Here is a 14,386-nt window from a genome sequence, read left to right as displayed (position 1 = left end):
CGGGCGCCGCGCTCAGGCGCGCATGCCGCCCACCAGCAAATCGAAGTAGCCGGCGGCGATGGCTTCGGCGCTGTCGCCCTGGCCCGGCTTGTACCAACGCACCATCCAATTCAGCATCGACAGCACGGCGCGGCCGGCGGCCGCGACATCGAGCGCGCGGAACGCGCCCTCGGCCACGCCTTGCGCAATCACTTCGCGCAGGCGCTTTTCGTAGCTGTCGCGCAGGCGGGCGGCGTCTTCGCGTTCCGGCAGGGCCATGCCGGAATAGCCGATCAGCATGGTGACGAATTCGGCGTGGTGCCGTTCGAAGTAGCGCGCGTGTCCCACCATGAACGCGCGCAGCCGGGCCGCGCCGCCGCTGGCCGCGGCCACGTCCTGGCCAACGGTCTGGGTCAGGCCGTTCAGCACGGCCAGGATGATGGCGTCGTAGATGTCCTGCTTGGTGGGGTAATAGTGGTAGATGGCGGCCTTGGACGCCCCGATGGCGGAGGCCAGGTCGGACACGGAGCTGCCGTCGTAGCCGCTGCGGGCGAAGAGCTTGGCGGCTTCTTCAAGAATGCGTTCGCGCGGCGCCGCCAGGGTGGGCGGGCGGCCGGCGCGGGCGCGCTTGGGGGAGGTAGGGGCGGAGGTCGCCATGACTGCCTTTGCCGGGCCGCGCGGGAAGCCGTGGAAGTTGGAGAGAACCTCCATTGACAGCGGTTCCGCGCATGCCGTTAAATAAAGATTAATTAATTACCGGACGGTCGGTAGGTAATTATATACCCCAAACACAACGCGACGACACCATGCCCCACTCCCTCGTGACTGATTTGTATGGCCAGATGTCCCTGCCGGTCATCAGCGCCCCCATGTTCATCGTGTCCAATCCCAAGCTGGTCATCGCCCAGTGCGCGAGCGGCATCGTGGGCTCGTTCCCGGCCCTGAATGCGCGTCCGCAAAGCCTGTTGACCGATTGGCTGGACGAAGTCCAGGCCGGCCTGGCCTCGCATCGCGAGGCCCACCCCGAGGCGCGCGTGGCGCCGTTCGCCGTCAACCAGATCATTCACCAGTCCAACGACCGCCTGGAACAGGACCTGGCCGTTTGCGCCAGCCACCGCGTGCCGCTGATCATCACCAGCCTGCGCGCCCCCGGCGACCTGGTCAAGGGCGTGCACGATTGGGGCGGCAAGGTGTTCCACGACGTGACCACGATCCGTCACGCCGAGAAGGCGCTGGAAGCCGGCGTGGATGGCCTGATCCTGGTGTGCGCCGGCGCCGGCGGGCACGCGGGCACGCTCAGCCCGTTCGCCCTGGTGTCCGAAGTGCGCCGCTTCTACGACGGCCCGCTGATCCTGTCGGGCGCGATCACCTCGGGCGCGCATGTGCTGGCCGCGCAGGCAATGGGCGCCGACTTCGCCTACATGGGCACGCGCTTCATCGCGAGCCAAGAGGCCAACGCCAGCGAAGACTACAAGTCCGCCATCGTCCAGGCCAGCGCGTCCGACATCCTGTACACGCCTTTTTTCACAGGCATACCCGGCAACTACCTCAAGGCCAGCATCGCCGCCGCCGGCCTGGACCCGGCCAACCTGCCGCAGCCGGATAGCGGGGCGTCCAACTTCGGCTCGTCGCGCGTCAAGCCCTGGAAGGACATCTGGGGCGCCGGCCAGGGCGTAGGCGGCATCGCCAGCGTCGAACCGACACGCCAGATCGTGGAAACGCTGCGCCGCGAGTATGCGGACGCGAAGGCCGCGCTGGGCGGCGGGGCCGCCGGATGAGCGCGGGCTTGAAGGCAAGCCGCGATGGCGCGGTGCTGACGCTGACCATCGACCGTCCCGAGCGCCGCAACGCGCTGGATCTGGCCACCTACGGCGCGCTGGCCGAGCAGATCGCGCTGGCCAGCGCGGACACCTCGGTGTCCGCCGTCATCCTGACCGGGGCGGGCGAACATTTCACCGCCGGCAACGACCTGCGGGATTTCCAGGCCGAGCGCGGGACGGGCGACAGCGCCGGCATGACGTTCCTGCGCGCGCTGTCGACGGCGGACGTGCCTGTCATCGCGGCGGTCGAGGGCTACGCCATCGGCATCGGCGTGACGCTTTTGCAGCACTGCGATTTCGTGCATATCGGCGAGGGCGCCACGCTGCGCATGCCGTTCGTGGCGCTGGGCCTGTGCCCCGAAGGCGCCTCCAGCCTGCTGATGCCGCGCCTGGCCGGGCGCCGGGCGGCGCAATGGCTGCTGCAGGGCAAGGCATTTTCGGCCACGGACGCCCACGAGGCGGGGCTGGCCACCTCGGTCGCGCCCAAGGGCGAGGCCCTGGCGGCGGCCCGGGCCACCGCGGCCGATCTGGCGGCGCAGCCGCCCGCGGCACTGCGCCTGACCAAGGCCATGATGAAGCGCGCCGACCGCCAGGCCATCCAGGAAACGCTGGACTACGAAGCCCAGCAGTTCCGCGCCCGCCTGCAAACCGACGAGGCGCAGGCGGCGTTCGCCCGGTTCTTCAAGAAATAGCGGCAGGCGTCAGAAGGGCGAGTCCGGCCGGAAATTCGGCGCCCGCCGCTCGCGCAGGGACTGAATTCCTTCGCGCACGTCCGGGCCTCCGAAACCCATGAACTCCAGCGCCAGGGACGTATCGAAGCTCGGTCCCGCCATGCGCAGCCAGTTGTTCAGCGAGTATTTGGTCCAGCGGATGGCGGTCTGCGAACCCGCCGCCAGCTTGTTGGCCACCTCGAATGCCTTGGGAATCAGTTCGGCTTCGTCCACGCACAGGGACACCAGGCCGATGCGCTCGGCCTCTTCGCCGGACACGGTTTCGCACAGCATCAGGTAGTACTTGGCCTTTGCCATGCCGCAAAGCAGCGGCCAGACGATGGCGGCGTGATCCCCCGCCGCCACGCCCAGGCGGGTGTGGCCGTCGATGATCCGTGCGTCGTGCGCCGCGATGGAGATGTCGGCCAGCAAGCCGGCCACCAGCCCCGCGCCCACCGCCGCGCCATGCATGGCCGACACGATGGGCTTGCTGCAGTTGATGATGTTGTAGACCAGGTCGCGGGCCTCTCGCCAGACGCGCGTGCGCACGTGGAAGTCATCGGCCATCTGCTGCACCAGCTCCAGGTCGCCGCCGCCCGAAAAGCCCTTGCCCTCGCCGCGGATCACCACGACCCGGGTATCCGGGTCGGTGTCGATGTCGCGCCAGATGTCGGCCAGTTCCCGGTGCATGCGGTCGTCGGCGGTCGACAGCTTGCCCGGCTGGCCGCCCTTGGTCCCCATGATCAGTTCGAGCACGCCGCCGGGATGCCGGCGCAGCTTCAGGGATTCATAGGCCGAATAGTGTTCCAGCGTAATGTCGGTCATTGTCTGCTCCGGGTTGTCTTTTATATATGTTGGATAGGCCAAAGGCGGCGCATTTTTGCGCACTATAGTGGATACGCCCGCCCCCGCCACCCCGATTCCCCCAGGAGTCTCAGACCATGAACACCCCCATCCCGTCCGCCGGCGTCCCCATCGACCGCGCTGCCGTGCCCGCCCTCTTCGCCCCCCGCGGGCAGGACACCCACAAGGGCAGCTTCGGCACCGTCGGCGTGGTGGGTGGCGGCCCCGGCATGACGGGCGCCGCTCTGCTTGCCGCTCGCGCTGCGTTGAAGACCGGCGCCGGCAAGGTGCTGGTGGGTTTCGCCCAGGACACGGCCCCGCTGCCGTGCGATCTTCTGCAACCCGAGCTGATGCTGCGCGACTTCCGCTCGCTATTGGACGAGGACTGGGGCGTCACCGCCTGGGTCGCCGGCTGCGGGATCGGCACCGGGGCGCTTGCGGCCAACGCGCTGTCCGAATTGTTCGTGCTGCGCCGCGACGCACCGCTGGTGCTGGACGCCGACGGCCTCAACCTGCTGGCCCGGGCGGACATCCGCCCCAATTGGGGGGCAGGCCCGGTGGTGTTGACCCCGCATCCGGCCGAGGCCGGCCGCCTGCTGGGCGTGGGCACGGACCAGATCCAGGGCGACCGGCCCGCGGCCGCCTGGAAGCTGGCGCAACGCTATCAGGCCTGGGTCGTGCTCAAGGGCGCGGGCACGGTGGTCTGCGCCCCCGACGGCGCCCTGCGGGTCAACACCAGCGGCAACGCCGGGCTGGCCACGGCCGGAACCGGGGACGTGCTGGCCGGCATGCTGGGCTCGCTGCTTGCCCAAAAGCTGCCGCTGGACCAGGCCGTGGCCGGGGCAGTCTGGCTGCACGGCGCGGCGGCGGACGCCCTGGTTGCCCAGGGCGTGGGTCCTATCGGCCTGACGGCGGGCGAACTTGCCGATGCGGCCCGGGCCCTGCGCAATGGGGGCTAAGTCCTTGTCCGTAAACATTTTTACAACATACTAGGGTTTTCCCTAAAAAGGTCGTTGCTTTCACCCTAGGGTTATCCCTATAATGGTTTACACCAAGACGAAACGGACTGGAGAAAACCATGAGCGAACTGACCTTGAACCACACTGCCCGCCTGACCGACGCGCTGGAGCGCGACCTGCTCCGCGGCGCCCTCGAAAACCAACCGAATTCCCACCCGCTGACCAGCCTGAAGAAGGCCGGCCAATCCGTAGCCGCAGCTGTTGCCGCCGTGTTTTCCTTCATCGACGAAGTGAACGAATCGATGAACAAGGCACGCGCCGCCAGCTCGCGCTTCTCCGGATCGCAGTGGTAAGACCAGCCGCGCTGGACTGAGTCGCGAACGATCTCCCGCGAATCAGCCCGGCGCGCTGCCGTTGCAGCGCCCGCCTGGCCCGCGCCAGGCGCCCGCTGCGACGATCCGGCGCCCGTCCCTCACCGGCGCCATCGCGCCGCGCAGGCCCCAAGAGGGGCCGCGCGACGCCCTCTTTACCCTCCCCTCTCGGCGTTTTCCCTAGCGCCTCATTCGCCGTTGCGCATTGACAGCGCGCGAAGCCCCTACCGATAATCGGCCCCTTGCCGTCGTGCCTGGCGCCAAACCCCGATGAGCCCCTGGCCGACGCTGTCGCCTGGCCGGCGCGTGGGGAACATCCGCAAGCACGATCCGGTTCGTTTCCCATCCGGAGTTGTCACCATGAAGTTGCGCACCACCCTGGCCCTCGTGGCCGCCGCCATTCCCTTGGCAGCCGCCCAAGCCCAGACGCTGAAGATCGGCCTGTCGGCCGAACCGACGTCCGCGGACCCCCACTATCACAAGATGACGCAGAACGACGCGTTTTCCGCGCACGTCTACAGCTCTCTGGTGGGCCGCAGCGCCGACATGAAGCTGGTGCCCCAGTTGGCCACGTCCTGGAAGAACCTGGACGACCTGACCTGGGAATTCAAGCTGCGCGACGACGTCAAGTTCTCGAACGGCAAACCGTTCACCTCCGAGGACGTGCTGTTCACGATCTGCCGCACGCTGAACAACGAAACCAACGTGTCACAGTCCTACATGGACATGACCAAGCGCATCACCGACGTCCAGACGCCGGATGCGCACACCGTGATCATCAAGACCGGTGAACCCTTTCCCCTGATGCCCGCCGAACTGGCGCGCTCGCTTCCCATCGTCTGGAACGGCATCGTCGAACACGGCAAGCTCACCTACGAACCCAAGAAGGGTTGCGGCGTGACGGGTCCCTGGCCCACCGTGGCGGACTTCAATAACGGCAAGGACGCCATCGGCACCGGCCCCTACATGCTGAAGTCCTACGTCAAGGGCACCGGCATCGAGCTGGTCCGCAACGAGAACTACTGGGGCACCAAGCCGCACTGGAAGGAAGTGAAGTTCGTGCCGGTGCCCTCGGCCGGCCCGCGCCTGACCGGTCTCTTGTCCGGCGACTTCGACATGATCGAAAACCCGGCCGCGCGCGACCTGCCGCGCCTGAAGGACAACCCCAAGTTCGGCTTTGTGGCCACCCCGTCCACCCGCCTGGTGTTCTTCCAGCCGGACGTGGGCCGCAACCCGAGCCCGTTCGTCAAGAGCGCCGACGGCAAGAACCCGCTGCAGGATCTGCGCGTGCGCAAGGCGATCTCGATGGCCATCGACCGCAAGACCATCACCGCCCGCATCATGGACGGCATGGCCACCCCCGCCTTCCAGTACATGCCCGACGGCATGTTCGGCGCGCTGCCCAAGGCCCCGGAAATCAAGTACGACCCCGAAGGCGCCAAGAAGCTGCTGGCCGAAGCGGGCTACCCGAACGGCTTTGAACTGACGCTGTCGTCCACCAACGACCGCTACGTCAACGACGGCCAGGTCGTCCAGGCCGTGGCCCAGTACCTGGCCCGCGTCGGCATCAAGACCACCGTGGACGCCATGACGGCCTCCATCTACTTCCCCAAGCGCGCCAAGCGCGAATTCAGCTTCTCGATGGGCGGCTGGCCGGCGGAAACGGGTGAAGCCTCGGCGCTGTTCCAACTGTGGGTTGCGTCCCTGGATTCGCCCAAGAGCCTGGGCACCAGCAACTACGGCGGCTTCTCCAATGCCGACTTCGACAAGGTCTACACGCAGGCCATCGTGACGGTCGATCCGGCCAAGCGCGAAAAGCTGCTGCAGGAATCCACCCAGATCGCGCTGGACAACGTGCCGCTGATCCCGCTGCACTTCGAAAGCAGCATCTGGGCCTTCCGCAAGGGCATTTCGTACGAAGGCCGCCGCGACCAGTACACCCTGGCCACCTCGGTCACGCCCGACGCCAAGTGAGCGGGTTTGCCTGAATGAAAAAAACGGCTGCCTCGCGCAGCCGTTTTTCCATCCCTATACAATCCTCTCGCTTCATCGGAATTTCCATGCCCACGTCTTCGCCCACGCCCAGCCCCCGTCCTTTTCTTCTTGCCTGTCCGGATCTGTCGGCGGAACGCCTGGGCAACTCGGATACGCCCGGGGTCTGGCACTTCGACTCGGGCGCACCCGGCAAGCATGTCCTGCTCAGCGCGCTGATCCATGGCAACGAGCTGTGCGGCGCCTGGGCGCTGAAGGAAGCCCTGGCGGCGGGCCTGCGCCCGCGCCGGGGGTCGCTGACGCTGGCGTTCTGTAACCTGGCCGCGTTCGACCGCTTCGACTCCCGCAACTACGCCCCCGCGCGCTTCGTCGACGAAGACATGAACCGCGTCTGGAGCGACGACAAGCTGGCCGTGCCGATCAGCCAGGAGCGCCGGCGCGCCGCCGAAATCCGCCCCTGGGTGGAACAGGCGGACTGGCTGCTGGATTTCCATTCGATGAGCAATTCCGACGTGCCGTTGCAGCTCACCGGCCTGGAACCGCGCAATATCGACCTGGCGCTGGCGCTGGGCAACCCCGCCACCATCATTGCCGACGCCGGCCACGCCGCCGGCGTGCGCATGCGCGATTACGGCCGTTTTGGCGAAGCGGGCGACAATGGCACCCGTTCCCTGCTGATCGAATGCGGCTTTCACGGCGCCCCCGAGGCGCGCGGCGTCGCGGTGGACCAGATGGCGCGCTTCCTGGTCGAGGCCGGCACGGTCGACCGCGGCGACGTCCCCGCCGGCTGGTTCGCCCCCGGCGCTCCGATGCAGCGCGCATTGCGCGTGACGCACGCCGTGGCCGCCAAGAGCGCCGACTTCCGTTTCGCCGAGCCCTGGAAGGGCCTGGAAACGCTGGCCAAGGCAGGCACCGTGATCGGCTGGTCCGAAGGCGAGCCGGTCATCACGCCGTATGACAACTGCGTCCTGATCATGCCCTCCACCGCCAATCTGCGGCCCGGCGTGACCGTCGTCCGCCTGGCGCAGCCCATCGTTTAAGCAAAACACGCGCGGCGCCCCCCCCCCCGGCACCGCCGCCTTCGCAAACCCCGAGCCCACCAAGGAAATCATCACGTGGCCTTGTTCATCCTACGCAGACTGATACAGAGTCTGTTCGTGCTGCTGGCCGTTTCGGTCGTGGTCTTCTTCGCGGTGTATGCCGTGGGAGATCCGATCGAGCTGCTGGTCAGCCCCGAAGCCAGCCAGGCCGCGCGCGAGGCGATGATCGCCCGCCTGGGCCTGGACCTGCCCGTGTGGCAGCAATACACGGGGTTCCTGTGGCGCGCGCTGCATGGCGACCTGGGCACGTCCTTCGTGCATGGCATCCCCGCGATCGAACTGATCGTGCAGCGCATCCCCGCCACGTTCGAGCTGGTCGTCGTCGCCATCCTGCTCACCTGTGTGATCGGCATTCCCCTGGGCCTGGTCGCGGGCCTGTACCGCGACGAGTACCTGGGCCGCGGCATCATGGCCTCGTCCGTGCTGGGTTTCTCGCTGCCGAACTTCTGGCAAGGCATGATGCTGATCCTGCTGTTCGCGGTGTGGCTGGGCTGGCTGCCCGCTACCGGCCGCGGCGACACGGTCACGGTGCTGGGCGTGCGCCTGTCCATCCTGACCGCGGACGGCTGGTCCCACCTGATCATGCCGGCGGTCAACCTGGCCCTGGCGAATATCGCTTTGGTGCTGCGCATGACGGCCTCCGGCGTGGTCGAGGCCCGCAGCCAGGACTACGTGAAGTTCGCGCGGGCCAAGGGCGTGAAGCCCGGGCGCATCGTGCGCCGCCATATCCTGCGCAACATCCTGATCCCCGTGGTCACGGTGATCGGCATGGAGTTCGGCACCCTCATCGCCTACTCCACCATCACCGAGACCGTGTTCGCGTGGCCCGGCATGGGCAAGCTGCTTATCGACAGCGTCTACCAGCTCGACCGCCCCGTCGTGGTGGCGTACGTGATGCTGGTCACCCTGATCTTCGTCGTCATCAACCTGGTTGTGGACATCCTGTACGCGGCGCTCGATCCGCGCGTGCAGCTCGTGGCCCCCGCTCAATAGACCGCCATGGCTAACTCTCCCAATCCCGGCCGCACCCGCACCGTCCAGCCTCTGGCCGAGACGCCCAGGCGCGCCGCCATCCTGAAGAAACTGCACGCGCGCCCCACGGTGCGCGGCTCCGTCATCGCGCTGGCCATCCTGATTATCCTGGTGGTCTTCGCGCCGTATTTCGCGCCCCAGAACCCGTACGACCTGGCCAACCTGTCGCTGATGGACGGCCGCCTGGCGCCGCGCCAGGCGCTGATGGACGGCAGCATCGCGTGGCTGGGCACGGACGATCAGGGCCGCGACATGCTCAGCGCCATCCTGTATGGCCTGCGCATCAGCCTGATGGTGGGCCTGTCCGCCGTCGTGCTGGCCACCGCCATCGGCGGCGCGATCGGCCTGGTGGCCGCCTATGTGGGCGGCCTGGTCGACACCGTGCTTATGCGCATCGTCGACTTCATCCTGGGCTTTCCGACCATCCTGGTGGCGCTGGTGCTGCTGGTGGTCCTGGGGCGCGGGGTCGACAAGGTGATCCTGGCGCTGGTGCTGGTGCAGTGGGGGCATTACGCGCGCATCATGCGCAGCCGCGCCCTGCAGGAGCGCCGCAAGGAATATGTCGAAGCCGCCGCCAACCTGGGATTCCCGGCGTGGCGCATCATGCTGTTCCATCTGCTGCCCAACTGCCTGGGCCCCGTCATGGTGTTCGCCACCATCCAGATCGCCACCGCGATCGCCCTGGAAGCGACGCTGTCCTTCCTGGGCGTGGGCGTGCCCATCACCGAACCGTCGCTGGGCCTGTTGATCTCCAACGGCTTCCAATACCTGCTGTCGGGCGACTACTGGATCAGCCTGTTCCCGGGCATCGCGCTGCTGCTGCTGATCCTTTCCATCAACATCGTGGGCGACCGCCTGCGCGAAAGCCTGGACCCCCGACGAGCATGAGCGACATTCTTCTTGATGTGCGCGGACTGCGCACTGCATTCCATACCGAAGCCGGCGCGTGGCTGGCGGTCGACGGCGTCGACCTTACCGTGCGCCGGGGCGAGATCGTCGGCCTGGTCGGCGAATCGGGCTCCGGCAAGTCCGTCACGGGCTTTTCGCTGCTGGGTCTGATCGACCCGCCGGGCGAAGTCGTGGACGGCGAAGTGAAGTTCAAGGGCACGGACCTGCGCAAGCTGTCCGAAGAGCAGATGCGCCAGTTGCGCGGCAACCGCATCGCCATGATCTTCCAGGATCCCCTGATGACGCTCAACCCGGTGCTGCGCATCGGCGAACAGATGATGGAAGCGATCCTCACGCATGAAAACGTGTCGCGCGCGGCCGCCGAGGAACGCTGCCGCGAGGCGCTGGCCATGGTGGGCATCCCGTCGCCCGAAACGCGCTTGAAAAGCTACCCGCACGAGTTCTCCGGCGGCATGCGCCAGCGCGTGGCGATCGCCATCGCGATGCTGAACAAGCCCGACCTGATCATCTGCGACGAGCCGACCACCGCGCTGGACGTCACCATCCAGGGCCAGATCCTCTACCGCATGCAGGAGATCTGCCGCGAGCACAACACCGCCCTGATCTGGATCACCCACGACCTGGGCGTAGTGTCCGAACTGGCCGACCGCGTGGCCGTGATGTATGCCGGCCGCATCGTCGAAAGCGGCCCGGTCGAACAGGTGCTGGATGCGCCGCGCCACCCCTACACCAAGGGCTTGCTGGATTCGATGCCCGGGACCACGCAACCGGGTGCGCGCCTGCACCAGATCAACGGCATGGCGCCCAGCCTGGCTGGCCGCCCCTCGGGCTGTGCATTCCGTCCGCGTTGCCCCAACGCGGTCACGCGCTGCACCGAGCAAGCCCCGTCCGTCACCACCGAAGGTCCGCGCAGCTACCGCTGCTACGTGCCGATAGCCCGCGAGGCACAGCAACAATGAGCCAAGCCGATACCCCCGTCATCGAGCTCAAGAACGTCCACAAGCGCTTCGAGCAGCGGCCCGATCTGGCCCAGCGCATCCTGGCCCTGGCCGGCCGCCCCATCGACCGCCGCACCGTGTATGCGGTCAACGGCGTCGATCTGTCGATCAAGCGCGGCGAAGTGGTGGGCCTGGTGGGCGAATCCGGTTGCGGCAAGTCCACGCTGGGCCGCGTGGTGGCCGGCCTGCACCGCCAGACCGAAGGCGAATTGCTGTACCAGGGCCAGGACGCCAATCGCCTGCGCGGCGCCGAAAAGCTGGCCTACACGCTGGGCGTGCAGATGATCTTCCAGGATCCGCAGGCATCGCTGAATCCTCGCCAACGCCTGCGCCAGATCCTGGGCGAATCGTTGAAGGTCCACAAGCTGGCGCCCACGGCCGAGATTCCCGCCCGCATCGACCAGGCGCTGAAGGAAGTGGGCCTGGACGCCGAATACCGTGACCGTTTCCCGCACCAGATTTCCGGCGGCCAGCGCCAGCGCATCGGCATCGCCCGCGCGCTGATGGTGGCGCCGAAGTTCCTGGTCTGCGACGAGCCCGTGGCCGCGCTGGACGTATCCATCCAGGCGCAGGTGATCAACCTGTTCATGGACCTGCGCGAACAGCACGGTTTCACGTACCTGTTCATCAGCCACGACCTGGGCGTGGTCAAGCACATCTCCGACCGCGTCGCGATCATGTATCTGGGCAAGATCGTGGAGATCTCCACGTCGGCCGAGATATTCGCGCGGGCCAATCACCCCTACACTCAAGCCTTGATGGCCGAGGTGCCGGACGTGGCCCGCCGGGGCCGCAAGTTCACGCCGATCAAGGGCGAGATCCCGTCTCCGCTGAACCCGCCGTCCGGCTGCACCTTCAATCCCCGTTGCCCCCACGCCATGCCGCGCTGCCGCGAGCAGGCGCCGGTCCTGAAAGAAATCTCGGCGGGCCACTGGTCGGCCTGTCACCTGAATGAAGCGAGCGCCTGATGAAACCCTCCGAGATGTCCAACACCGATCGCATCGCCATCGAAATGGGCCATGCGGGCCGCAACGCCATCCTGTACGTGGATGAGGACCGCAATTCCGACCGCCCGTTCAAGCTGCAGACGTATCGCCCGTACGGCTACACGCCGGACCGGCCGGTGGTCATCGTGCAGCACGGCGTGCTGCGCAATGGCGACGAATACCGTGATTTCTGGGTCGAGGCCGCGGACAAGCACAAGCTGTTGATCGTGGCGCTGACCTTCTCGAACGAGATCTGGCCTGGCGTGGAAAGCTACAACAACGGCCGCGTGTTCTCGGCCGGCGGCAATCCGCGCCACATCGACGGCTGGACCTACGCGCTGGTGGGCAACGTCATCAAGGACATGATCGCCGGCGAGATCACCGACGGCCAGAACATCTATCTGTTCGGCCACAGCGCGGGCGGCCAGTTCGTCCATCGCCTGATGAGCAGCCAGCCGCACGCCCCGTTCAAGGCCGTGACGGCCGGCAACCCCGGCTGGTACACGCTGCCGACGTTCGAGCATCCGTTCCCGGAAGGCATGGACGGCGTGGGCCTGACCGAAGAGCACCTGGTGAAGCTGCTGGCCTATCCGATGACGATCCTGGCGGGCGACCAGGACATCGCCACGGACGACCCCAACCTGCCATCCGAACCCGCCGCCATGCGCCAGGGTCCACACCGTTTTGCGCGCGCGCAGAACTACTACGAATCCGGCCGCCGGGAAGCCGAGCGCCGTGGTGTGCCCTTTGGCTGGACGCTGCAGGTCGTGCCCGGCATCGGCCACGATGGCCGCGCCATGTCCGCCGTCTGCGCGAGCCTGTGGTTCGACGGCAAGATGCCGGATGACGCCGAGCTCGCCCGTCTGGCTGGCCAGCAGGTCGCCTGACCTTCCTTTTTCCCGTTGCTGAATTCAGATACCGCCATGTCCAATACTCAGAGCACCGAACAGATCGTCGCTGGCATCCAAGGCTGGCTGCAATGCGAATCGCCCTCGAACTTTCCCGAAGGCATCGCCGCGATGGCCCGCATCATCGCCGACTATGCCGCCGCCGCCGGCCTGACGGTGGAACTGTCGTCGCTGGGCCCCGCCACGGGCCCGCTGCTGTACGCCACCAACCGCGCCCCCGGCGACACGCGCCCGGGCATCCTGATCCTGGCGCACATGGACACGGTGCACCCGGTCGGCACGCTGCTTGAAAACCCCGTGCGTATCGACGGCGACCGCCTCTACGGCCCCGGCAGCTACGACATGAAGGCGGGCATCTATCTGGCGCTGACGGCGCTGGCCGGCGTGGCGCGCCCGGGTGCAACGCAGTTGCCCGTGGACTTCCTGGTGGTGCCCGACGAAGAAACCGGCAGCCATGCGTCGCGCACGCATATCGAGCGCTTCGCCGCCAACGCCAAGTACGCCCTGGTCTGCGAACCGGCCCGCCCCAATGGCGGCAAGTGCGTGACCGCCCGCAAGGGCACGGGCATGCTGAACCTGAACGTCAAGGGCCGCCCGGCCCATGCCGGCATGCAGCACGAGAAGGGCCGCAGCGCGATCCGCGAGATGGCGCACCAGGTGCTGGCGCTGGAAGCCATGACCGACTACGAGCGCGGCATCACGGTCAGCGTCGGCACCATTGCCGGCGGGACTGTGACCAACACGGTGCCGGCCCTGTGCCGCTGCGTGGTGGACTTCCGCGTGCCGGACATGGGGGCCGCGGAGGACGTGCAGCGCCGGATGCGTGAGTTGTGCGCGGTGGGTCCCGATGTGGAACTCGACATCGATGTTGAACTGAACCGTCCGCCGATGGTGAAGACGGAAGCCGCGGCTGAACTGCTTGCGCTGGTGCAGGGGTATGCGGACCGGGCGGGTTTTCTGCTGGAAGATGCGCCGATGACGGGGGGTGGCAGCGATGCGAACTTCACGTCGGCGATGGGGATTCCTACGTTGGATGGTCTAGGGGCCGATGGGGATGGGGCGCATACGTTGAATGAGTATGTGCTGGTTTCTACGTTGGAGCAGCGGTTGAAGTTCTGGGAATTGTTGCTTCGGGAATTGGGTTAATTTTTTGCGCCGGGGGTTGGTTCTTAAGACGCCCGGCGCGGCATGGGCCTGGGGTGGGCGGGGCTGCGATTGCGGTCCGGAGCCTTCGCTCCGGACTGCCCTAGGCGGGCCCCCCCGTCGTCATCCTCGTTGCCGCCTCCGGCGGCTGCCTTCGGATTCCCTCGGGCGCATCTGACGCCCCGCCCACCCCAGGCCCATGCCACACCGGGCTTTTTTGGTTTCAGCTTCGCGGGCGCGGGGGCGAATTGGGTTCTTGAGGTTCTCGCCAACAGCGGGGTTGTGGTGGTGGATCTTGCGGGGCCCGCCCCCGGCCGGCCGCGCGGGCGGCCTTCGGGGGCTTACGCGGTGTCTTGCGTCGTGCGGGTGTCGCTTCGCGTATGGCGGCGTGGTATTTGAGTTCTAGCCGCGGTTTTGGGTTTGAGGAAGATCTTACGGGGCTCGCCCCTGGTCGGCCGCGCGGGCGGCCTCGGGGGCTTTGGCGGTGTCTTGCGATTGGTGATGCCGCTGCGCGTTTGCGGGAGATTTCGCTTGCGCTGCCCGCCCCAAAACGGCCGCCCGGGCGGCCTTTTGGGGCTTACGCGGTGTCTTGCGTCGTGCCGATGACGCTTCGCGTGTGGCGGCGTGCGATCCGGG

Annotated in this window: 14 protein-coding genes; 12 read left to right on the top strand and 2 right to left on the bottom strand. The window is 67.2% G+C overall.

What is annotated here, in order from left to right:
• Nucleotides 1–12 precede the first annotated feature (12 nt).
• Entirely contained in the window at nt 13–636 is a 624-nt protein-coding gene (locus ASE30_RS05510; RefSeq protein ID WP_057283298.1) for a TetR/AcrR family transcriptional regulator, read from the bottom strand.
• Nucleotides 637–785: 149 nt separating this feature from the next.
• On the opposite strand from ASE30_RS05510, the gene ASE30_RS05505 reads away from it, so the two are divergent.
• Nucleotides 786–1,757, top strand: coding sequence for a nitronate monooxygenase family protein (locus ASE30_RS05505; protein ID WP_057283297.1), 972 nt, complete (start codon nt 786–788; stop codon nt 1,755–1,757).
• Nucleotides 1,754–2,491 carry an enoyl-CoA hydratase-related protein gene (locus ASE30_RS05500; protein WP_057283296.1) on the top strand — a complete coding sequence of 246 codons (738 nt, stop codon included), beginning with the start codon at nt 1,754–1,756 and terminating at the stop codon, nt 2,489–2,491. The genes ASE30_RS05505 and ASE30_RS05500 overlap by 4 nt, the downstream gene beginning before the upstream one ends.
• Before the next feature lie 9 nt (nt 2,492–2,500).
• Here the strand turns inward: ASE30_RS05500 and ASE30_RS05495 are convergent, their stop codons facing one another.
• Nucleotides 2,501–3,334, bottom strand: a complete 834-nt coding sequence (locus ASE30_RS05495; protein ID WP_057283295.1) for an enoyl-CoA hydratase/isomerase family protein — start codon at nt 3,332–3,334, stop codon at nt 2,501–2,503.
• Between the two features lie 116 nt (nt 3,335–3,450).
• Between ASE30_RS05495 and ASE30_RS05490 the strand changes: the two genes are divergently transcribed.
• The 10 genes from ASE30_RS05490 (at nt 3,451) to ASE30_RS05445 (ending at nt 13,753) form a co-directional block, all read left to right on the top strand.
• Nucleotides 3,451–4,311 (top strand): NAD(P)H-hydrate dehydratase, encoded by an 861-nt coding sequence (locus tag ASE30_RS05490; RefSeq protein ID WP_057283294.1) that lies wholly within the window; start codon nt 3,451–3,453, stop codon nt 4,309–4,311.
• A 119-nt stretch (nt 4,312–4,430) separates the two neighbouring features.
• Nucleotides 4,431–4,664: a hypothetical protein gene (locus ASE30_RS05485; RefSeq protein WP_057283293.1), complete on the top strand. Its 234-nt coding sequence runs from the start codon at nt 4,431–4,433 to the stop codon at nt 4,662–4,664.
• Nucleotides 4,665–5,042: 378 nt separating this feature from the next.
• Entirely contained in the window at nt 5,043–6,656 is a 1,614-nt protein-coding gene (locus tag ASE30_RS05480; protein WP_057283292.1) for an ABC transporter substrate-binding protein, read from the top strand.
• Nucleotides 6,657–6,742: 86 nt separating this feature from the next.
• The gene (locus ASE30_RS05475; RefSeq protein WP_057283291.1) at nt 6,743–7,714 is read left to right on the top strand and encodes a succinylglutamate desuccinylase/aspartoacylase family protein; all 972 of its coding nucleotides are present in this window, start codon (nt 6,743–6,745) and stop codon (nt 7,712–7,714) included.
• A gap of 75 nt (nt 7,715–7,789) precedes the next feature.
• Complete coding sequence (locus ASE30_RS05470; protein WP_057283290.1) at nt 7,790–8,767, top strand: ABC transporter permease; 978 nt, start codon at nt 7,790–7,792, stop codon at nt 8,765–8,767.
• Between the two features lie 6 nt (nt 8,768–8,773).
• On the top strand, nt 8,774–9,694 hold the full coding sequence (locus ASE30_RS05465; RefSeq protein WP_057283289.1) for an ABC transporter permease: 921 nt from the start codon (nt 8,774–8,776) through the stop codon (nt 9,692–9,694).
• Nucleotides 9,691–10,674, top strand: coding sequence for an ABC transporter ATP-binding protein (locus ASE30_RS05460; protein WP_057283288.1), 984 nt, complete (start codon nt 9,691–9,693; stop codon nt 10,672–10,674). The genes ASE30_RS05465 and ASE30_RS05460 overlap by 4 nt, the downstream gene beginning before the upstream one ends.
• On the top strand, nt 10,671–11,681 hold the full coding sequence (locus tag ASE30_RS05455) for an ABC transporter ATP-binding protein (RefSeq protein WP_057283287.1): 1,011 nt from the start codon (nt 10,671–10,673) through the stop codon (nt 11,679–11,681). Before ASE30_RS05460 ends, ASE30_RS05455 begins: the two co-directional genes overlap by 4 nt.
• Nucleotides 11,681–12,586, top strand: a complete 906-nt coding sequence (locus ASE30_RS05450; RefSeq protein ID WP_057283286.1) for a hydrolase — start codon at nt 11,681–11,683, stop codon at nt 12,584–12,586. Before ASE30_RS05455 ends, ASE30_RS05450 begins: the two co-directional genes overlap by 1 nt.
• Before the next feature lie 36 nt (nt 12,587–12,622).
• The gene (locus tag ASE30_RS05445) at nt 12,623–13,753 is read left to right on the top strand and encodes a M20 family metallopeptidase (protein ID WP_057283285.1); all 1,131 of its coding nucleotides are present in this window, start codon (nt 12,623–12,625) and stop codon (nt 13,751–13,753) included.
• Nucleotides 13,754–14,386 lie beyond the last annotated feature (633 nt).

The organism is Achromobacter sp. Root83 (genome assembly GCF_001428845.1).
Taxonomy (GTDB): Bacteria; Pseudomonadota; Gammaproteobacteria; order Burkholderiales; family Burkholderiaceae_B; genus Achromobacter.
Note: the sequence above shows the minus strand (reverse complement) of the source record. Positions and strands in the feature narration are given on the sequence as shown.